Genomic DNA, 18,588 nt, shown 5'->3' with positions numbered 1-18,588 from the left:
GCTACGGCTCCCGCAGGCTTTCCTGCAACCCGCGCAGCAGCGGGTTCAGGATGTAGCCGAGCACGCTGCGATCGCCGACCTTCACTTCCGCCGCCAGCGTCATGCCCGGGATCAGCGCCAGCCCCGGCGCCAGGCGCAGCGTCGTGCCTTCGGCGATTTCCACCTGGCCACGATGCACGGCGCCGCCGGCGATGCCCGGCAGCGGTTCCGTGCCGGCCGGCTGGTTGGCGCCAAAGCTCTCGCGGCTGACGGCGCGCAGCGTGCCGTGCAGCGGGCCGTGGCGCTGGAAGGGGAAGGCATCCACCTTCAGCACCACCGGATCGCCGATGCGCAGATGGCCTATATCGGCGGAGCGCAGCGTGATCTCCGCGATCAGAGGTGCATCGGCCGGCACCAGGGTCACCAGCGGCTCCGCCTCCCGCAGCACCGATCCGGCGGAACGGCGCGCCACTTCCAGCACCACGCCATCGGCTGGCGCGGTGATGGTGCTCATCGCCGCCAGCCGCGTTGCCTTGCCGAGGGATTCGGAGACGCGCACCAGCTCGCCGCGCAGCCGCACGGCTTCTTCCAGCAATTGCCGGGTCCAGTCGTCCCGGAAGCCTTCGCGCTCGGCGCGGCGGGCCTCCAGGCTGTGCGCCAACTCCTGCTGCCGGCTGCGTGCCGCCTCCAGCGCCTGCTCCGCCTCCAGCCGCGCGCTGCGGGCGGCGAGGAGGTTGAGGCGGGAGCCGATCTGGCCCTCGGTCAGGCGCAGGCGCATCGCTTCCACGTCGCGGGCGATGGCGGCACGCTCGGCCAGGCTGGATTGCTGCGCGGTCAGCGCCAGCAGTGCCTGGTCCAGCGCCCGTGCCTCCGCATCCAGGGCCTGCAGGCGTGTGGCGCGCAGCGCCTGGCGCTGGTTGTGCAGCACGGCCTGCAGCGCGGCATCGGGGTTGCCGGCCGGGGCGGGCGGCGTGCCCGCCAGCTCCGCCTCCACCCGCGTGAGCTGCGCCTGCAAGGATTGCGCCTGGGCCGCGAGGGCCTGGCGGTCGGCCTCCGCGAAGGTGGGGTCGAGCAGCGCCAGAATTTCACCCTGTCGCACCACTTGGCCCGGGCGCACGCGCCATTCGCGCAGCACGGCGCGTTCGATCGGTTGCAGCACGATGGGCGGCGCATCCGGCACCAGCCGGCCGCTGCCGGTCACCACCACATCCACCCGCGCCAGCGCTGCCCCGCCCAGCAGCGCGGCCACCAGCAGCGCCAGCAGCCAGGGGCCGCCGCCGAGGAAGCGTGAGGGCGGCTCGGCGATCAGCGCTTCCAGGTCATCCTGGAATCCGATCGCCTCCTTCGCCACCGGCGGCCGCGCGGGTTTCGCGCGGCGGCGGGCAGGGCGGAGCCGCATCAATGGATGAACTGCGTCTGCTGCTGCCATAGGTGCCGATAGATCTCGCAGCGCTCCAGCAGCACGCCATGCGGCGCGCAATCCAGCAGCCTGCCCTGTTCGAGGACGAGGATCGCATCCGACTTCACCAGCGAGGACAGGCGGTGGGAGACGATCACCATGGTCCGCCCGCGGGCGATCTCCGCCAGGTTGCGCTGGATGATCGCCTCGCTGTCCGGGTCCAGCGCGCTGGTCGCTTCGTCGAAGATCAGCAGGCGCGGCCTGGTCAACAGCGCGCGGGCGATGGCGATGCGCTGGCGTTGGCCGCCGGAGAAGTTGCTGGCACCTTCCTCCACCAGCGTGTCGTAGGACATCGGCAGCCGGTCGATGAATTCCTGCGCGCCGGCCAGCCGCGCGACCTCGATGATTTCGTCCAGTCCGGCATCCGGGCGGGTGGCGGCGATATTCGCCCGGATGCTGCCGCGGAACAGCAGGTTGTCCTGAAGCACCACGCCGATCGACCGGCGCAGATGGTTCAGGTCGATATGCCGCAGGTCGACGCCATCCAGGTGGATCAGCCCGGATTGCGGCGCGTGGATCGCCTGGATCAGCCGGGTGATGGTGGTCTTGCCGGAGCCGGAGCGGCCGACCACGCCGATCACCTGGCCTTCCTCGACCTGGAAGGACACGCGGTCCAGCGCCGGCGTCGCCGCGCCGGGATAGCGGAAGGTGACATCCTCGAAGGCCAGGCGGCCGCTGATGGCCGGGCGGGCCATGCGGGTGGTGCCGGTGCGCTCCGGCGTGGTGTTCATCACCGTGCCGAGCATGCGCACGGACAGCGCCGCTTCCTGGTATTCGTTGATGAGGGCCACGATCTGCACCAGCGGCCCGCTGACGCGCCCCGAGAGCATGGTGAAGGCGACCAGCGCGCCCATGGTCAGTTGCCCGTCGAAGACCAGCGTGGCGCCGGTGGCGAGCACCGCGATCTGCATCAGCTTCTCCAGCGCCCCGGTGGCGACGCTGCCGGCCGCACCGATGCGCCCGACGGCGGCATGCTGGCGCACCGCGGCGGCCAGCTTGCGGTCCCAATCCGCCTGGCGCGCGCCTTCCAGCACCAGGGATTTCACCGCGCGCATATTGTGCAGCGTCTCCACCAGATGTGCCTGGCGCGCGCCCTCGGTCTCATACAGCCGGTTCAGCCGCGCCCGGAAGCTTGGCACCATGGCGCCAATGACCAGCGCGATGGCCAGCGAGAAGCCCAGCACCACCGCCGTCAGCACGCCGGAATACATCGCCAGGAACAGCAGCAGGATCGGCAGCAGCGCCGCATCCAGCAGCGTCTGGAACAGCCGCCCGGTCAGGAAGTGGCGCAGCTTTTCCGTCTGCTGCATGTGTCGCACCAGCACGCCGGCGGCATGGCTCTCGAAGAAGCTCAGCGGCAGCGACAGTAGATGGCGGAAGGTGCGCGCGCCGAGCCGCGCGTCGATCTTGTTGCTGGCCAGCAGCATCAATTGCTGCCGCATATAGCCGAACAGCGCGTCGAACACCGTCAGCAGCACGAAGGCGCCGACCACCACATACAGCGTCCGCCAGGCCTGGTGGGTGATGACCTTGTCGATCAGCACCTGGAACAGCAGCGGAATCGCGAAGCCGATGAGGTTCGCCACCAGCGCGGCGATGGCGACTCCGGCGAAGCAGCGGCGGTGGCGGATGATCTCCGGCAGGAACCAGCGCAGGCCGAAGGGCTGTTCCTCATCGGTCAGGGCATGAACGCGCTTCACCAGCACCAGCGTGCCCGACCACTCGGCCAGGAATTCCGCGCGCGGCATCAGCCGCACACCCTCCGCCTCCCGCACCGGGTCGAGCACGGCGGCGACTGGCTGGCCATCGGCGTCGTCCAGGATATGGATCAGGATGACCCAGCTTCCGTCACTGCGCAGCACCAGTGCCGGATAGGCGGTGCCGAGCCCGGCGGCCTTGTCCCAGCCCGCGCGGCGCAGCGCCTGGGCCTTCAGCCCCGTCCCCTGCAAGGCGCGCAGCACCTCCGGCACCATGTCGCCATGGCCCGGCTGCGGCAGCTCATCCGGCGCGAGCTGGAGGCCGTGATGCATGGCCACCAGGAACACGCAGCGCAGGGCCGTGAGCTCCGGTGCCAACCTTCTGTCGGCGACTGTCATGCGGGTAGCCTAACCTCGCCGGGGTTGCCCGCCGGTAAACCGGAAGCGGATCAGCGCGCCGCCATTCGCGTGGTGCCGCCCGCCAGATGAACCGGCTGCCGCAGTTCCAACAGATCGGAAAAGTAGGCGATGGTCCGGCGCAGCCCTTCCTGCAAAGGCACTTCCGGCTGCCAGCCCAGCAGGCTGCGCGCCAAGGTGATGTCCGGGCAGCGCTGCATCGGGTCGTCCTGCGGCAGCGGGCGCAGCACGAAGCCGGCGCGCGACCCGGTCTGCCGCGCCACCTCCTCCGCCAGTTCGCGGATGGTGAATTCGGAGGGGTTGCCGATGTTCACTGGCCCGGTCACGCCATCCGGCGCGCGCATCAGCCGGATGATGGCGTCCACCAGGTCGTCCACGTAGCAGAAGGACCGCGTCTGCCGCCCATCGCCATAGAGCGTGATCGGCTCCCCCCGCAGCGCCTGCACGATGAAGTTGGACACTACGCGCCCATCCTGCGGATGCATGCGCGGGCCATAGGTGTTGAAGATGCGCGCGACGCGGATCTCCACCCCGTCCTGGCGGTGATAGTCGAAGAACAGCGTTTCCGCGCAGCGCTTGCCCTCGTCGTAGCAGGCGCGGATGCCGATGGGATTGACGTTGCCGCGGTAGCTTTCGCGCTGCGGATGCACCGCCGGGTCGCCATAGACCTCCGACGTCGAGGCCTGGAAGATCCGCGCGCCGAGCCGTTTCGCCAGGTCCAGCAGGTTGATCGCGCCATGGACGGAGGTGCGCACCGTCTGCACCGGATTGTGCTGGTAATGCACCGGGGAGGCCGGGCAGGCCAGGTTGTAGATCTCGTCCACCTCGACCTGGATCGGCTGGGTGACGTCGTGGCGGATCACCTCGAAATGCGGATGCGGCAGCAGGTGGCGGATATTGTCGCGCGACCCGGTGAAGAAGTTGTCGAGGCAGATCACCTCCTCCCCCTCCGCGAGCAGGCGCTCGCACAGGTGGGAGCCGAGGAAGCCGGCGCCGCCGGTGACCAGGACGCGTTTGCGGGCGCGCTTCATGCGATGGCTCCCAGAAAGGGTGGGGCTTTGCCCCGGCCCAGGCAGCCTGCGCCCAGGGGGTTTGCGAAAGTGTGAATCCGGCGGGGCGATGCCGGGGATTTTTGTCGGGCGATGGCCCCGGCCCGCTGCCGGCCGCCGCCCCGGCATGCCATGTTCCCCAAAACGCCGCGCGGGAGCCGCCCAATGTCGCCACGCTTGTTGCTGCCTGTCCTTATGCTGCTGGGCTGGCTGCTGCCGGGGGCCGCCCAGGCCTTCGACCCGCCGGGCCTGACGAATGACGCGGCGGTCTATGAGAACAGCCTGTCCCGCCGCTTCCCCGCCGGCGGCACTCCGCAGCAGCGCAGCCAGGCCGAGGCCCGCGCCCGTGCAGCGGAGGCCCGCAACGACTGGGCGGCGGCGGCAGCGGCCTGGGAGGAGCGGGCCGGCGCGGGCCAGGCCACCGCCGATCATTGGATGGCCCTCGCCCGCGCCCAGCTCGGCCGCAACCCGCCGGAGGCGCTGCGCGCGCTCCAGGCCGGCTGGCGCGCCTATATGATGGTGCCCGGCGGCGCGCCCGAAATTCCCTCCCTGACCGTGATGGCGGAGGCACTGCGGCGGCTGAACCAGCCGATGTGGCAGATCGAGGCGCTGGAGGCCGTGGTGGAACGGGCGCCGGAGGATGTGAAGCAGCGCGAACTGCTCAGCGCCGCCCGCCGCGCCGCCGGCCTGCTGGTGCGCCGCATCCAGACGGAGCCGGATGCCGAGCCGGCGCGCGCCTGCCTGACCTTCACCTCCGCCCCCGCCCGCCGCACCGATTGGCAGCCGCAGGACTGGCTGACCGCCGATCCGCCGCTGCCGGAGATGGCCGTGACTCGGGAGGGTGACGTGATCTGCGCTGCCGGCCTGCCCTGGGGCCAGACCACGCGGCTGACGCTGCGCGCCGGCCTGCCGGGTGAGGATGGGCTGCGCATGCTGCGCGACACCACGCTGCGCATCGCCATGCCGAACCGCCCGGCCCGCATCGCCTTCGACAGCCGCGCCTTCCTGCTGCCCCAGGGCCAGGACCCGCGGGTGACGGTGGCCACGGTGAATGTCGCCGCGCTGCATCTGCGTCTGGTGCGGGTCACCGAGCGCAACACCGTGCCGCTGATGCGGGACTGGCGGCCGGGCCAGGTGATGGATGAATGGGTGGCGGAGAACCTGTCGGAGGATCTCGGCCGCGTCGTCTGGGAGGGCCGCGCCGAACTGTCGCCCGCCGAGCCCAACCGCATGACCCGCAACGCCCTGCCGCTGCCGGAGGCGCTGCGCAGCGCCGGCCCGGGGATGTATGTGCTGGTGGCGCGGCCGGGGGATGGCACACGCGGGCGCGGCAGCGCCTCCCTCGCCGTGCTGGCGACTGATCTCGGCATCACCGCCTGGCGCGGGCCGCAGGGGCTGGCCGTGCAGCTTCGTGGATTCTCGGATGCCGCGCCGCGTGCCGGCGTGCGGGTGGCGCTGCTGGCACGCAACAACGACGTGCTGGCGGAAGCCGAGACCGGCGCCGATGGCCTGGCGCGCTTCGGCGCGGCGGCGCTGCGTGGCGCCGGGCAATTGGCCCCGCTGGCGGTGCAGGCCTTCTCGGGCGAGGATTTCGCCACGCTCAACCTGGAAAGCGCCGCCTTCGACTTGACCGATCGCGGGGCGGAGGGTCGGCCACATCCGGGGCCGCTGGACGCCTTCCTCTGGCTCGACCGCGGCATCTATCGCCCGGGTGAGGTGGTGCGCGTGGGCGCGCTGCTGCGCGATGGCGGCGGCCAGCCGGTGGACCTGCCGGCGCGGCTGCGCATCAAGCGCCCCAATGGCCAGGTGTTTTTCGAGAGCGTGCCGGACCGGGTGGCGGGCGCGGCCTTCGTGGCGCCGGTGACGCTCTCGGCCAGCGCGCCCGCGGGCGCCTGGACGGTGGAGGTGCTGGCCGATCCCAACGCCCCGCCGATCGGCACCACCACCTTTCGGGTGGACGCCTTCGTGCCGGAACGGTTGGAAGTGACGGCTGGCCCCACCCCCGGCCCGCTGGTGGCCGGACAGGCGCTGGATGTGCCGGTCACGGCGCGCTTCCTCTATGGCGCGCCCGGCGCCGGCCTGACCGGCTCGGCGGAGCTGCGCCTGTCTGTCGATCCACAGCCCTTCGAGGCCTGGCGCGGCTGGCGCTTCGGCCTGATGGACGAAAGCTTCACGCCGGACATGCAGGCCTTCGACGTGCCGGAGACCGATGCGGAGGGCAAGGCGACCCTCTCCCTGCTGCTGCCCCAGGCGCCGGACACCACCCGGCCGCTGCGCGCCGATGTGTCGGTGCTGATGTCGGAACCCGGTGGGCGCACCAGCGGCACGCGCCTGTCCCTGCCGGTGCGCGCCCGCGGCACGCTGCTGGCGATCCGCCCGGCCTTCGAGGGCGGGGCGGTGAATGACGGGGCGGAAGCCGCCTTCGATATCGCCGCGGTGAACCCGGATGGCGTCGCCACCAGCGGCACGCTGCGGGTGCGGCTGGTGCGGGAAAGGCCGGATTGGCGCATCGTCACCCGCGAGCGCCTCGCCCGGTACGAGACGGTGTGGCGCGACGAGCCGGTGGATTCCACCGATGTCCAGGTCGCCCCCGGCCGTCCGGCGCGCTTCGCCCGCAATCTGCCCTTCGGCCGCTACCGGCTGGAGGTGACGGAGCCGAGCGGCCTCGGCATCGCCAGCTACCGCTTCCGCGCCGGCTGGGCGCAGGCGGAATCGGCCGAGGTGCCGGACCGCGTCGATGTCGCCGCCGACCGCCGCGCCTATGCGGCCGGCGATACTGCGCGGCTGCGCATCACCCCGCCCTTCGCCGGCCGCGCCAGCATCGCCGTGCTGACCGACCGCCTGGTCTCCCTGCGGGAGGTCGAGGTGCCGGAGGCGGGCGTCGAGGTGGAGGTGCCGGTGGCCGCCGAATGGGGTCCCGGCGCACATGTCGCCGTCACCGTCTTCCGGCCCGGCAGTGCCCCGGCGGGGCGGCCCGCCCGGGCGCTGGGCCTCGCCTGGATCGGGCTGGACCCGGCGGCGCGGCGGATGGATCTGGTGATCGACTCGCCCGCCCTGGCCCGCCCGCGCACGCGCGTGGACGTGCCGATCCGGCTGGCCGGCGCCAGCGGCACCGCCATGGTGACGTTGGCGGCGGTGGATGAGGGCATTCTGCGGATCACCAATTTCGCCTCCCCCGACCCCGTCGCGCATTTCCTGGCGCGGCGTCGGCTCGGGCTCGATATCCGGGACGATTACGGGCGCCTGATCGCGCCGGCCGAGGGTGAGGCGGCGCTGCTGCGCCAGGGTGGCGATGGCAGCGAGGGTGGCGCCGGGCTGCAGGTTCCGCAGCGTCTGGTGGCGCTGTTCGAGGGGCCGGTACAGCTCGCCGCCGATGGCACCGCGACCATTCCGCTCGACCTGCCGGATTTCGCGGGCGAGTTGCGGCTGATGGCGGTGGCCTGGGATGGCAGCCGCATCGGCGCGGCGGCCAGGCCGATGACGGTGCGGGAACAGGCCGTGGCCGAGATGCTGCTGCCGCGCTTCCTGGCCCCGGGTGACGAGGCGCGGCTGCCGCTGCTGCTGCACAATGTGGAACTGCCGGCGGGCGATTTCCGCATGGCCCTGACCGCGACCGGCGCCATCGAACTCGCCGGCCCGGCCAGCTTCGACCAGTCCCTGGCCAGCGGCGCCCGCGCCCTGCCGGCGACCACCCTGCGCGCGACCATGGTGGGGCAGGGGACAGTGCGGCTCGCCGTCACCGGCCCGGATGGGTTCCGCACGGAGCGCGAGGCGGAGATCACCATCCGCTCCTCCCGCCCCCCCGTCACGGAAGTGGCGGTGAGCACGCTGGCCCCCGGTGCCACCGCGCCGCTGGCCCTGCCATCCTCCCGCTTCCTGCCGGGCACCTGGCGGGCCACGGCAAGCTGGGGTGCGCCGGTGCGCTACGACCCGCAGGCCCTTCTTTCCGCGTTGAAACGCTTCCCGCTGGATTGCGTGGAACAGGCGGCGTCCCGCGTGATGGCGCTGTCCTACGCCCCGGCCAATCCGGACACGGCGCAGGAGGATGCGGCGCTGCTCGGCCGGGCCATCGCCTCCGTGCTCGATCGCCAGACCTATTCCGGCCGCTTCGGCTATTGGAGCGCGGAGGGCCAGGTGCAGGAATGGGCCAGCCTCTATGCGACGGAGGCCCTGCTGCGGGCGCGGGCCAATGGCGCCACGGTGCCGGAGGCGGCGCTGAACACCGCGCTCCAATCCATCGAGGACGATCTGGAAGGCGGCGGCGAGACGGCGGAGGTGCTGGTCGTGCAGGCCTATCGCGTCCATGTCCTGGCGCTGGCCGGGCGCAACCGGCTGGGCGCGGCGCGGCGGCTGGCGGAACAGCTCGACCGGCTGCCGACGCCGCTCGCCAAGGCGCAGCTCGCCGCCGCCTTCGCCCGTGCCGGTGATCGTGGGCGGGCGGAGGCGATCTTCGCCGATAGCCTGGCCGCCCCGGCGCGGCAGGTCTGGCACAGCGATTTCGGCAGCGCCTCCCGCGACGCGCTGGCCACCGCCCTGCTGCTGCGCGAAAGCGGCGTGGCACAGGACCGGTTGCCGGCGCTGCTCGGCCGCCTGCCGGGGGCGGAGTTCACCCCGGCGGTCAGCAACACCCAGGAACAGGCCTGGGCCGTCGCCGCCGCCTTCGTGCTGGGCCGGGATGGCCGCCCGGCGCGCATCACGCTGGATGGCCGCGACCTGCCGGTGGCCGGCGTGGTGACCGCGCCGCTGACGGCGGCGGGTGAGGTGCGCAACCGGGGCGATGCGCCGGTGGTGCAGGCGGTGTCGCTGACCGGCGTGCCGACCTCGCCCTTGCCGGCGGCCTCGCAGGGGATGCGGGTGGCGCGGCGCTTCCTCGCGCTGGATGGCCAGCCGCTGAACCTCGACACGCTGCGCGCCGGCACCGGCTTCGTGCTGCTGATGGAGGTGCGCGCCACCACCAATGAGCAGCACCAGGCCATGCTGATCCAGGGCCTGCCGGCCGGCTGGGAGATCGCCGGGCGGCTTGATCCGGGCGAGGTCCAGGGCATGGCCTGGCTCGGCACGCTGACCGAGCCGGAGGCTCAGCCCGCCCGCGACGACCGCTACGCCGCCGCCGTGACCCTGACGGCGCGCGAGCCCCTGGCGCGCTTTGCCGTGCGGGTGCGCGCGGTGACCGCCGGGCGCTTCGAACTGCCGGGGATGGAGGCGCAGGACATGTACCGCCCCGGCGTTTTTGCACGGCAGAACGCGGCGCGGATCACGGTGCTGCCGAGCGAGTGATGCCGGAGGGAGACCGCAAAAGCCCTCTCCCCCTGACAGGGGGAGGTTGCGGCACTGCCGCAACGCCGAAGGCTGGTTGGGTGAGGGGGGCTTTGGATGGCGAGGGCGCGCCTTCCAATCCTCGATCGCCCTCACCCCAACCCGTCAGGCGGAGAGGGAGGCGCCTGGTTTTCGCTGGTTGTCTCGCCGTCACGGCCCTCGCGACCCTCTTCACCCTCGACCGCTTCTTCCCCCCCAACCTCGCCCGGCTCCACGCCGGCGTCGAAATCCTGGACCGCCAGGGCCGCACGCTCTCCACCCTGCCGGGCCCCGGCGGCATCTGGCGGCTGCCCACGGCGCCGGCCGATGTGCCGCCCCACCTTCTCGCCATGCTCATCGCCGCCGAGGATGCGCGCTTCCGCTGGCATCCGGGCTTCGACCCGCTGGCGCTGACCCGCGCCGCCTTCCAATGGGTTCGCGCCGGGCGGATCGTCTCCGGCGGCTCGACGCTCACCATGCAGGCCGCCCGCCTGCTGGAACCTCGGCCGCGCACGCTGCGCAGCAAATTCGTGGAAATGCTGCGCGCCCTGCAATTGGAAGCGCGATTCAGCAAGGACGAGATCCTGGGCATCTGGCTGACCCTGGCCCCCCAGGGCGGCAATCTGGAGGGGCTGCGCGCCGGCTCGCTCGCCTGGTTCGGCCGCCCGCCGGGCCAGCTCGACGCCGCCGAATCGGCCCTGCTGGTTGCTTTGGCCCGGCGGCCCGAGGCGCTGCGGCCGGATCGCCATCCAGCAGCCGCCCGCCATGCCCGAGACGCCCTGCTGCGCGAGCGCGCCCCCGGCGCCGGGCAGGTGAGCCCGGCGGAGCGGGAGCTTGCCCTGGCCAGCCCGGTGCCCGCCGTCCGCCAGCCCATGCCCCGCCTCGCGCCACACCTCGCCCGCCAACTGGCCCAGGGCGCGGAACCGGGCGCGCGCATCCGCACCACCCTCGACCGCGACCTGCAACGCGCGGCGGAGGCGCTGGCGGAGGACCGGCTGCTGCCCCTGTCGGACCACGCCGCCCTGGCCATGGTGGTGGCGGAGATCGAGAGCCGGGAAATCCGCGCCTTGGTCGGCGGCAGTTTCGGCGTCGAGACCCGCGCCGGCATGCTGGACCTGACCCGCGCCATCCGCTCCCCCGGCTCGGCCCAGAAGCCGTTCCTCTATGCGATGGCCTTCGAGGCGGGGTTGGCGCGGCCGGACACGCTGGTGGCGGACCTGCCCTTCCGCTTCGGCAGCTATGCGCCCGAGAATTTCTCCCGCGACTTCATGGGCCGCATCACCGCCGCCGACGCCCTGCGGCAATCGCTGAACCTGCCGGCGGTGGCGCTGCTCAGCGAGCTGGGCGTGCTGCGCTATGCCACCGCGCTGAAGCTGGCCGGCAGCCCGCCACGGATGGCGCCGGGGGCCGAACCCTCCCTGCCGCTGGCGCTCGGCGGGGCGGGGACGACCTTGCGGGAGCTGGTGGCGCTGTATGCCCTGCTCGGCGATGCCGGCCGCGCCGCGCCATTGGTGGCGCTGCCCGGGGCCGCGGCCGCGCCTGTGCAGGTCCTGCGCCCGCGCATCGCGTCCGAAGTGGCAGGCATACTCGTAAATCCCTTTCCGGGGGGCGGGCCGGAGGGGGTGGCCTGGAAGACCGGCACGTCCTGGGGCGGACGGGACGGCTGGGCGCTGGGGCTGGATGCGCGGCATGTGGCCGGCGTCTGGGTCGGTCGGCCGGATGGCACGCCGATTCCGGGCCTCACCGGGCGGGCCACCGCTTTGCCGGTGCTGGCCGCGATCTTCGCCCGCCTGCCCGCCGCGCCGCGCCAACCGCTGCGCATCCGCGCCACGCCGCGCCCCTTCGCCGAGGCCGCGGACCGGCTGCGCCTGCTGTTCCCCATGCCGGGCGCCGAACTGTCGGAGGGCGCCGGCCATGTCACGCTCCGCGCCGCCGGCGGCCGCCGCCCGCTGACTTTTTTGGTCGATGGCGCCCCGCTCGATCATCACCGTGCAAGGCGCGAGGCCGCCTGGACCCCGCCCGGCCCAGGCTTCTACCGGGTGACGGTGCTGGATGCGGATGGCGTGGCGGCGGCAGCCGAATTGCGCGTGCGGTGAGCGCGGCGAAGCCCTAGCTTCAGGCCTGGAAGGAGCCTGCGATGCCCGATGATCTCTGGCGCGACGACATCGTCACCTGGTCCGAACAGCAATCGGACCGGCTGCGCCGGCTGCGGGCCGGGGAGCGGGTGAACGATCTCGACTGGGACCATATCATCGAGGAGATCGAGAGCTTGGGGCGCCGCGAGATCGAGGCGGTGCGGTCGCTGCTGGTCCAGGCGGTGCTGCATCTGATGAAGCTGCACGCCTGGCCAGGGCATCCGGCGGCGCGGAAATGGCGGGTGGATGCGGCGGATTTCCTGATCCAGGCGCAGGATGGCTATCGGCCCTCCATGGCCCGCAGCCTCGATCTGGCGGGGGCGGTGGGCTATGCGCGGCGGCGCCTGCCGGTGCAGCGCTTCACCACGCCGGCCCAGGACCTGCCGCCGCTGGGCGCGATCCCGCTCGCGGCATTGGCCGACCCGGCCTTCACTCTCGAAGACCTCGAAGCCGCGCTGTTCCCGCCGGCTTGATATCAGGGCATGTGGACAGTTGGGCTGCGGGCGCGTCCGGCGGTACTTTTCCGCGCTGGCTGCGTCAGCCATGCTCGCCGATGGAAAGCCATCGGCTCCGCTGTCTTCCTTCCCAGCACGAAAAATCCCTCGCCGGCCGCATCCCGGTCCCAACTGTCCACATGCCCTACCCCCCGCAGGCGCGGATCGCCGCCTGCATATGCGCGGGCACCGGGGCTTCGAACCGCAACTCGGGCTCCAGCGGCAGGGTCAAGGCGCGGGCCAGAAGGTGCAGGCCACCGGCCTGGCCGCCGCCATACATCGCATCGCCCAGGATCGGGCAGCCGAGATGCGCGCAATGCACCCGCAATTGGTGCGTCCGCCCGGTCTCCGGCGCCAGTTCCAGCCAGGTGAGCCCCGCCCCGCGTCCCAGCACCCGCCAGGGGCTGCGCGCGGGATCGCCCTTCGCATCCACCTGCATCCGCCAGCCCTGCGCCGCGCTGCTGATCTTTTTCAACGGCGCCTCCACCACGCCCGATTCCCCGCCGGGATCGCCGCGCACCACGGCCCAGTAGGTCTTCTGCACCCGTCGCGCCGCGAACAGTGCGTTGATCCGCGCCAGCATCGGCGCGGTGCGGCCGAGCGCCAGGCAACCCGCGGTATCGGCATCCAGCCGGTGCGCCGGCTGCGGCAGCCGCTTCTTGCCCAGGCGCAGGGCCGGCAACCAAGCCTCCAGGCTTTCCCCCTGGCGGGCCGAAACCGGCATGCCGGCGGGCTTGTCCAACACCATCAGTTCAGGATCCAGGTGCAGGATGCGCGCGCGCAGCCAGTCGGGCAAAGCCGGCACCGCCGCAATCTCTCTTCCATGCGGCACCGCCGCAATCTCCGCTTGGCGAAACCCTCCGCGTGATGGAACCCTGGGTCGCATGACCGAGCCTGACCTCCCCCCGATCGTCGTCTGCCTGGGCAGCGTCGTCATGGACCACACTTTCCTCGTGCAGGATATCGTCCAACCCCCCTCGAAGAACCGCGCCACCGGCTACAGCCTCGGCGCGGGCGGGCTGGCGGCCAATGCCTCGGTCGCCGTCGCCCGGCTGGGCGGGCGCTGCGTCTTCTGGGGGCGGGTGGGGGATGACCTCAACGGGCCACCTTTGCTGGAGGCGCTGGCGGAGCAGGGCGTCGATGTCTCCCACTGCCACAAGGCCACGGGTGGGCGCACCCCGGTTTCCGCCGTGCTGGTGGACCCGGTGGGGGAACGCAGCATCTACGCCTATCGCGGCGACAACCTCGGCACCGATCCGGCCTGGCTGCCGCTGCATATCCTCGACGGCGCCCAGGCCTTCCTGTGTGACCCGCGCTGGGCGGAGGGCAGCGCCCGCGCCCTGGACTACGCCCGCGAACGCGGCATCCCCACCGTGATCGATGGCGAGAAAAGCGAGACGCGCCTTCTGCTCGACCTGATTCCGCGCAGCGACCACGCGGTGTTCTCCGAGCCCGGCCTGGCCAATTACGCGCCGGGCGCCCGGCCGGTGGAGGGGCTGCGCAAGGCGATCGCGGAGGGCTGCCAGGTCGCCGCGGTGACGCGGGGGGAGAAGGGCACGCTGTGGCTGACGGCGCAGGACCCGGAACCGCGCATCACCCCCGCCTTCCGTGTGATGGCCACCAATACCACCGGGGCGGGGGATGTGTTCCACGGCGCCTATGCGTTGGCGATCGCGGAGCGCCAGAAGGTGGACCGCGCCATGCGCTTCGCCTCCGCCGCCGGCGGCCTGCGGGCGCGGGATGGCGCGACGCCGAGCCGCGCGATGGTCGAGGAATTGCTGCGCGGATAGGATTTGCTCGGGGGTACCAGCGGACCGGTCTCTTGACCGGTCCGAGCGGCCGAATGGCCGCCGCCGCAAGTGCGGCGAAGCCAAGGAAACCGGAGGTTTCCGCGTCACGCCGCAGGCGTGCCTCCGGCACCACCGATTGAGGGGCCCTGGAGCGGTCACGCGAAAGGGCCGTTGGTATCACACCAGCCCGGCGATCCGCCCGATCCCAAGGCCCAGCAGCGCCAGCAGCAGCACATCCGCCACGCCGAAGCGCAGCCAGAAGTCCGGCACCGCGCGCAGCCGCGGCGCGGTGCGGATCAGCAGCAGCAGGGCCAGTCCGAACCAGCCCAGCACGGCCATCAAGGTGCCCGTGGCGGCCTGCTGGCGCGGCACCGGCGGCAGCAGCGCATCGGCGAACAGCAGCACCAGCAGCGGCACCGCCAGGAAGGCGAGGTACAGGCCGATGGCGCGCAGCGTGCGCCCGGCAAAGGCGCGGGTGACGCGCGAATCGGAGGCCGCCTGCACCACCGTGGCGGCGCCGAGCGCCAGGAACAGCAGGATGAGCGCGGCGGCCATTCAGCCCCGCATCAGCCCCTGGCCACCCAGCAAGCCACTGGCCCCGGCCATGCCCATGGCGCGCTCCGCGAAGGCGCGCTTCAGCCGGGGCATGCGGTCCACCGCCGCGATGCCGAGCCGCCGGGCGATGCGGATCGGTCCGAAATCATTGCCGAACAGCTTTTCCAGCACATGCGTCGCGCCCAGCATCAGCGCCGCATCCGGCCGGGCGCGCTGTTCGTAGCGGCGCAGCGTTGCCTGGCCGCCGGGGTCCTCGCCCAGGGTCACCGCCTCCATCACCGCCTCCGCCAGCGCGGCCACGTCCCGGAAGCCGAGGTTGAGGCCCTGGCCGGCGATCGGGTGGATGCCATGCGCGGCATCCCCCACCAAGGCGAGCCGCGTATCGGTCTGCCGCTGCGCCCAGAGCGCGGTCAGCGGATAGGACCAGCGCCGCCCGATCGGCCGGATTTTTCCGAGATGGTCGCCGAGCCGGCGCCTCAGTTCGCGCCCGAAGGCGGCGTCATCCATCGCCAGGAAGCGGCTGGCCAGGTCGCGGCGGTCGGACCAGACGAAGGCGGAGGCATGCGGCAGTTCCGCCGTGCCGAAGCCGCCCGGTCCGGCCAGCGGCAATTGCGCGAAGGGGCCATTCGGCAGGAACATCTCCAGCGCCGTGCCGTTATGCGGGCGTTCATGCGCGAAGGCGCCGACCATGCCGGTCTGGCCGTAATCGTGCCGCGTCACCGCGATGCCGGCCTGCTGCCGCAGCGGGCTTTCGCGCCCTTCCGCCGCCACCACCAGACGGGCGGCGATGAGGGTGCCGGAATCGGGGCCGGAGGTGATGCGGATGCGGGCGCCCTCCGGCGCGCGTTCCACCGATGCCTCGGCGGGGGCGAAGACGCGGAGGTTGGGCAGGCGCGGCAGGCCGGCATTCAGTGCCACCCGCAGCGCCCGGGCCTCCACCATCCAGCCGAAGGGGTCGGGGCCGACCTCGGCGCTGTCGAAATCCAGCTTGAGCGGGGAGGGGGCATGGCCCGGCCTGCCATCCGCCACGCGGATGCGATGGATCGGCTGCGGCGGCTCCGGCAGCCGGTCCCAGATGCCGGATGCCGCGAGCAGTCGTTGGCTGGTCAGGGCGATGGCGAAGGCGCGGCCGTCGAAATCCGGCAGTTCCATCGGCGGCAGCGGCGCGCGGTCCAGCACCGCGGTGGGGATGCCGGCCGTGGCCAGGGTGGCGGCCAGGGTGGCGCCGACCGGGCCGGCGCCGACGATGCAGACGGTGGTTTCGAGATCGCTCATACGCTGAAAGTCGCCCCGAAGCGGCGCTTCGGCAAGGGCGAGGCAATTGCCTAAAAAAAGGGCATTATTGTTGCGCTGCATCGCGGAACCGCCGCCCCGCAAGGCGCGAGTCCGGCGCAAAGCAAGGGGCGGGCGCTGTGGCACGTTCCTTGGATTGCATCGCAGCGATATCGCCTTGGGAAGGGGAACTGCGGCGCGATGAAGCTGGTCATGGCCATCATCAAGCCCTTCAAGCTGGACGAGGTGCGCGATGCGCTCACTCCGCTCGGCGTGCAGGGGCTTACGGTTACCGAGGTCAAGGGTTTTGGTCGCCAGAAGGGCCAGACCGAGATCTATCGCGGAGCCGAGTATCACGTGAGCTTCCTGCCGAAGCTCAAGATCGAAGTCGCCGTTGCCGCCAGCATGGTGGATGCGGTGGTCGAGGCGATCGCGGGTGCCGCGCGCACCGGCAAGATCGGCGACGGCAAGATCTTCGTCCTGGATGTGGAACGCGCGCTGCGCATCCGCACCGGGGAAACCGACGACCAGGCGCTGTAGCCGCATGTCGGGCGACAACACACCCAAGGTGAAGACCGGGGGCATGATGAGGAACGGGGGAATGACGAGGATTGCGCGCGCCGCTGCCATGGCGCTGCCGGCGCTGCTCGTATCCGGCGCGGCCTTCGCGCAGGACGCGACCATCGACACCGGCGACACCGCCTGGATGCTGACCAGCACGGCCATCGTGCTGATGATGACCGTGCCGGGCCTGGCGCTTTTCTATGCGGGCATGGTCCGCAAGAAGAACGTGCTGGCCACAATGATGCAGTCCTTCGCGGTCTGCGGCCTGGTTGGCGTGCTGTGGATGGTGCTGGGCTACAGCCTCGCCTTCGGCGACGGCAATGCCTATATCGGCGACGTCTCGAAGCTGTTCCTCTCCGGCATGGGGGAAGGCTGGGACCGTCCCTTCGTGCTCGGCTCCGGCGACGGCGCGGTGGCGACGACGATCCCGGAGAGCGTCTTCGTGACCTTCCAGATGACCTTCGCGATCATCACCGCGGCGCTGATCACCGGCGCCGTGGCCGACCGCATGAAGTTCTCCGCGCTGCTGGTCTTCATCACGCTCTGGACCCTGCTGGTCTACTCCCCGGTGGCGCACTGGGTCTGGCATCCGAATGGCTGGATCTTCGCCCTCGGCGCGCTGGACTTCGCGGGCGGCACGGTGGTGCACATCAATGCCGGCGTGGCCGGCCTGGTGGCGGCGATCGTGCTGGGCAAGCGCACCGGCTACGGGACGGAGAACATGTCCCCCTACAACCTCGCTTTCGCCGTGATCGGCGCGAGCATGCTGTGGGTGGGCTGGTTCGGCTTCAATGCCGGCTCCGCCGTCGGCGCCAATGCGCGCGCCGGCATGGCGATGCTGGTGACGCAGGTGGCAGCCGCCGGTGCGGTGCTGGCCTGGCTGGCGGCGGAATGGGCCACGAAGGGCAAGCCCTCCGTGCTCGGCGCCATCTCCGGCGCCGTGGCGGGCCTGGTGGCCATCACCCCGGCGGCGGGCTTCGTGCTGCCGGGCTCCGCGCTGGTCATCGGTCTGGTCGCTGGCCTCGCCGGCTTCTGGGGCGCCACGGCGCTGAAGCACATGTGCGGCTATGACGACAGCCTGGACGCCTTCGGCGTGCATGGCGTCTGCGGCATCGTCGGCGCCTTGATGGTGGGCTTCCTGGCCTATGGCCCGCTGTCGGGCACGGCGGCGGACCCGGCCGGGATCAGCGGCTCCATGTCGCAGTTCCTGACCCAGGTCTATGCCGTGGTCGCGGTGTTCATCTTCACCGCGGTCGCCACCTTCATCCTGCTCAAGATCGTGGATGCCATCGTCGGCCTCCGCGTGACCGAGGATGAGGAGCGCGAGGGTCTCGACGTCTCCCTGCACGGCGAGCGTCTCGGCTGAAGCTTCGGCGATCAACGAAACAGGGCGTCGGGGGGCAACCCCCGGCGCCCTTTTCATTTGCGCAGCCTTGCGTGAGGGGGCATGAGGCGCCGCATGGCCCGCATCCCCCCCATCCCCGATGACGCGCTGGAGGAACGCTTCGTGCGCTCCTCCGGCCCCGGCGGCCAGAACGTCAACAAGGTGGAGACGGCGGTGGAGCTGCGGCTCGACCTGAAGCGGCTCGACCTCGGCGAATACATGGCGCGGCGGCTGGCGACGCTGGCGGGGCGGCGCATCACCCAGGATGGGGTGCTGGTGATCCAGGCGCAGCGCTTCCGCACCCAGGACCGCAACCGCACCGATGCGCGCGAAAGGCTGGACGAGCTGCTGGCCAAGGCCGCCGAGCCGCCACCGCCGACCCGCCGCGCCACCAAGCCCAGCTATGGCGCGCAGATGCGGCGGCTGGAGGGGAAGAAGCTGCGCAGCGGGGTGAAGAAGCTGCGCAACACCCGGCCGCCGGCGGATTAACGACGCCGC

At 71.9% G+C, this 18,588-nt stretch carries 13 protein-coding genes; 7 read left to right on the top strand and 6 right to left on the bottom strand.

The window, feature by feature from the left end; genetic code table 11:
* Nucleotide 1 precedes the first annotated feature (1 nt).
* From JJQ90_RS03605 to JJQ90_RS03595, 3 genes are read right to left on the bottom strand one after another with little or no spacing between them, the layout of a single operon-like run.
* Nucleotides 2-1,378 carry an HlyD family type I secretion periplasmic adaptor subunit gene (locus JJQ90_RS03605; RefSeq protein ID WP_216873069.1) on the bottom strand — a complete coding sequence of 459 codons (1,377 nt, stop codon included), beginning with the start codon at nt 1,376-1,378 and terminating at the stop codon, nt 2-4.
* Nucleotides 1,378-3,534, bottom strand: coding sequence for a peptidase domain-containing ABC transporter (locus JJQ90_RS03600; RefSeq protein ID WP_216873068.1), 2,157 nt, complete (start codon nt 3,532-3,534; stop codon nt 1,378-1,380). The genes JJQ90_RS03605 and JJQ90_RS03600 overlap by 1 nt, the downstream gene beginning before the upstream one ends.
* A 50-nt stretch (nt 3,535-3,584) precedes the next feature.
* The gene (locus JJQ90_RS03595) at nt 3,585-4,583 is read right to left on the bottom strand and encodes a UDP-glucuronic acid decarboxylase family protein (protein ID WP_216873067.1); all 999 of its coding nucleotides are present in this window, start codon (nt 4,581-4,583) and stop codon (nt 3,585-3,587) included.
* Nucleotides 4,584-4,766: 183 nt separating this feature from the next.
* Here JJQ90_RS03595 and JJQ90_RS03590 point away from each other — a divergent pair, with 183 nt between their 5' ends.
* The 3 genes from JJQ90_RS03590 to JJQ90_RS03580 are packed head-to-tail and all read left to right on the top strand — an operon-like array spanning nt 4,767 to nt 12,504.
* Complete coding sequence (locus tag JJQ90_RS03590; protein ID WP_216873066.1) at nt 4,767-9,878, top strand: alpha-2-macroglobulin family protein; 5,112 nt, start codon at nt 4,767-4,769, stop codon at nt 9,876-9,878.
* Nucleotides 9,878-11,992 carry a penicillin-binding protein 1C gene (gene pbpC / locus JJQ90_RS03585; protein WP_216873065.1) on the top strand — a complete coding sequence of 705 codons (2,115 nt, stop codon included), beginning with the start codon at nt 9,878-9,880 and terminating at the stop codon, nt 11,990-11,992. The genes JJQ90_RS03590 and pbpC overlap by 1 nt, the downstream gene beginning before the upstream one ends.
* A gap of 41 nt (nt 11,993-12,033) precedes the next feature.
* Nucleotides 12,034-12,504 (top strand): DUF29 family protein, encoded by a 471-nt coding sequence (locus tag JJQ90_RS03580; protein ID WP_216873064.1) that lies wholly within the window; start codon nt 12,034-12,036, stop codon nt 12,502-12,504.
* A 166-nt stretch (nt 12,505-12,670) separates the two neighbouring features.
* Here JJQ90_RS03580 and JJQ90_RS03575 read toward each other — a convergent pair whose 3' ends face one another.
* Nucleotides 12,671-13,357 carry an RluA family pseudouridine synthase gene (locus JJQ90_RS03575; RefSeq protein ID WP_329959359.1) on the bottom strand — a complete coding sequence of 229 codons (687 nt, stop codon included), beginning with the start codon at nt 13,355-13,357 and terminating at the stop codon, nt 12,671-12,673.
* Nucleotides 13,358-13,409: 52 nt separating this feature from the next.
* Here JJQ90_RS03575 and JJQ90_RS03570 point away from each other — a divergent pair, with 52 nt between their 5' ends.
* Nucleotides 13,410-14,315 carry a PfkB family carbohydrate kinase gene (locus JJQ90_RS03570; protein WP_216873062.1) on the top strand — a complete coding sequence of 302 codons (906 nt, stop codon included), beginning with the start codon at nt 13,410-13,412 and terminating at the stop codon, nt 14,313-14,315.
* 177 nt (nt 14,316-14,492) lie between these two features.
* Here JJQ90_RS03570 and JJQ90_RS03565 read toward each other — a convergent pair whose 3' ends face one another.
* Complete coding sequence (locus tag JJQ90_RS03565; RefSeq protein WP_216873061.1) at nt 14,493-14,870, bottom strand: hypothetical protein; 378 nt, start codon at nt 14,868-14,870, stop codon at nt 14,493-14,495.
* The gene (locus tag JJQ90_RS03560) at nt 14,871-16,145 is read right to left on the bottom strand and encodes a UbiH/UbiF/VisC/COQ6 family ubiquinone biosynthesis hydroxylase (protein ID WP_216873060.1); all 1,275 of its coding nucleotides are present in this window, start codon (nt 16,143-16,145) and stop codon (nt 14,871-14,873) included. It abuts the gene before it with no gap.
* Nucleotides 16,146-16,343: 198 nt separating this feature from the next.
* Between JJQ90_RS03560 and JJQ90_RS03555 the strand changes: the two genes are divergently transcribed.
* The 3 genes from JJQ90_RS03555 (at nt 16,344) to arfB (ending at nt 18,579) form a co-directional block, all read left to right on the top strand.
* Nucleotides 16,344-16,682 (top strand): P-II family nitrogen regulator, encoded by a 339-nt coding sequence (locus JJQ90_RS03555; RefSeq protein WP_216873059.1) that lies wholly within the window; start codon nt 16,344-16,346, stop codon nt 16,680-16,682.
* Nucleotides 16,683-16,743: 61 nt separating this feature from the next.
* Nucleotides 16,744-18,072 carry an ammonium transporter gene (locus JJQ90_RS03550; protein WP_216873058.1) on the top strand — a complete coding sequence of 443 codons (1,329 nt, stop codon included), beginning with the start codon at nt 16,744-16,746 and terminating at the stop codon, nt 18,070-18,072.
* A 93-nt stretch (nt 18,073-18,165) separates the two neighbouring features.
* Entirely contained in the window at nt 18,166-18,579 is a 414-nt protein-coding gene (gene arfB, locus JJQ90_RS03545) for an alternative ribosome rescue aminoacyl-tRNA hydrolase ArfB (RefSeq protein WP_216873057.1), read from the top strand.
* The last annotated feature ends 9 nt before the right edge of the window (nt 18,580-18,588 follow it).

Source organism: Falsiroseomonas oleicola, from assembly GCF_019029495.1.
In the GTDB taxonomy this organism is placed as follows: domain Bacteria; phylum Pseudomonadota; class Alphaproteobacteria; order Acetobacterales; family Acetobacteraceae; genus Falsiroseomonas; species Falsiroseomonas oleicola.
The sequence above is the reverse complement of the archived record's forward strand: the minus strand, read 5'-3'. Positions and strand labels throughout refer to the sequence as shown.

Bases quoted from the DNA above. Each gene is read 5' to 3' on its own strand.
- JJQ90_RS03560 (WP_216873060.1), bottom strand. From the start codon at position 16,145: ATGAGCGATCTCGAAACCACCGTCTGCATCGTCGGCGCCGGCCCGGTC.
- JJQ90_RS03595 (WP_216873067.1), bottom strand. From the start codon at position 4,583: ATGAAGCGCGCCCGCAAACGCGTCCTGGTCACCGGCGGCGCCGGCTTC.
- pbpC (WP_216873065.1), top strand. From the start codon at position 9,878: ATGCCGGAGGGAGACCGCAAAAGCCCTCTCCCCCTGACAGGGGGAGGT.
- JJQ90_RS03555 (WP_216873059.1), top strand. From the start codon at position 16,344: ATGAAGCTGGTCATGGCCATCATCAAGCCCTTCAAGCTGGACGAGGTG.
- JJQ90_RS03570 (WP_216873062.1), top strand. From the start codon at position 13,410: ATGACCGAGCCTGACCTCCCCCCGATCGTCGTCTGCCTGGGCAGCGTC.
- JJQ90_RS03600 (WP_216873068.1), bottom strand. From the start codon at position 3,534: ATGACAGTCGCCGACAGAAGGTTGGCACCGGAGCTCACGGCCCTGCGC.
- JJQ90_RS03590 (WP_216873066.1), top strand. From the start codon at position 4,767: ATGTCGCCACGCTTGTTGCTGCCTGTCCTTATGCTGCTGGGCTGGCTG.
- JJQ90_RS03550 (WP_216873058.1), top strand. From the start codon at position 16,744: ATGACGAGGATTGCGCGCGCCGCTGCCATGGCGCTGCCGGCGCTGCTC.
- JJQ90_RS03580 (WP_216873064.1), top strand. From the start codon at position 12,034: ATGCCCGATGATCTCTGGCGCGACGACATCGTCACCTGGTCCGAACAG.
- arfB (WP_216873057.1), top strand. From the start codon at position 18,166: ATGGCCCGCATCCCCCCCATCCCCGATGACGCGCTGGAGGAACGCTTC.
- JJQ90_RS03565 (WP_216873061.1), bottom strand. From the start codon at position 14,870: ATGGCCGCCGCGCTCATCCTGCTGTTCCTGGCGCTCGGCGCCGCCACG.
- JJQ90_RS03605 (WP_216873069.1), bottom strand. From the start codon at position 1,378: ATGCGGCTCCGCCCTGCCCGCCGCCGCGCGAAACCCGCGCGGCCGCCG.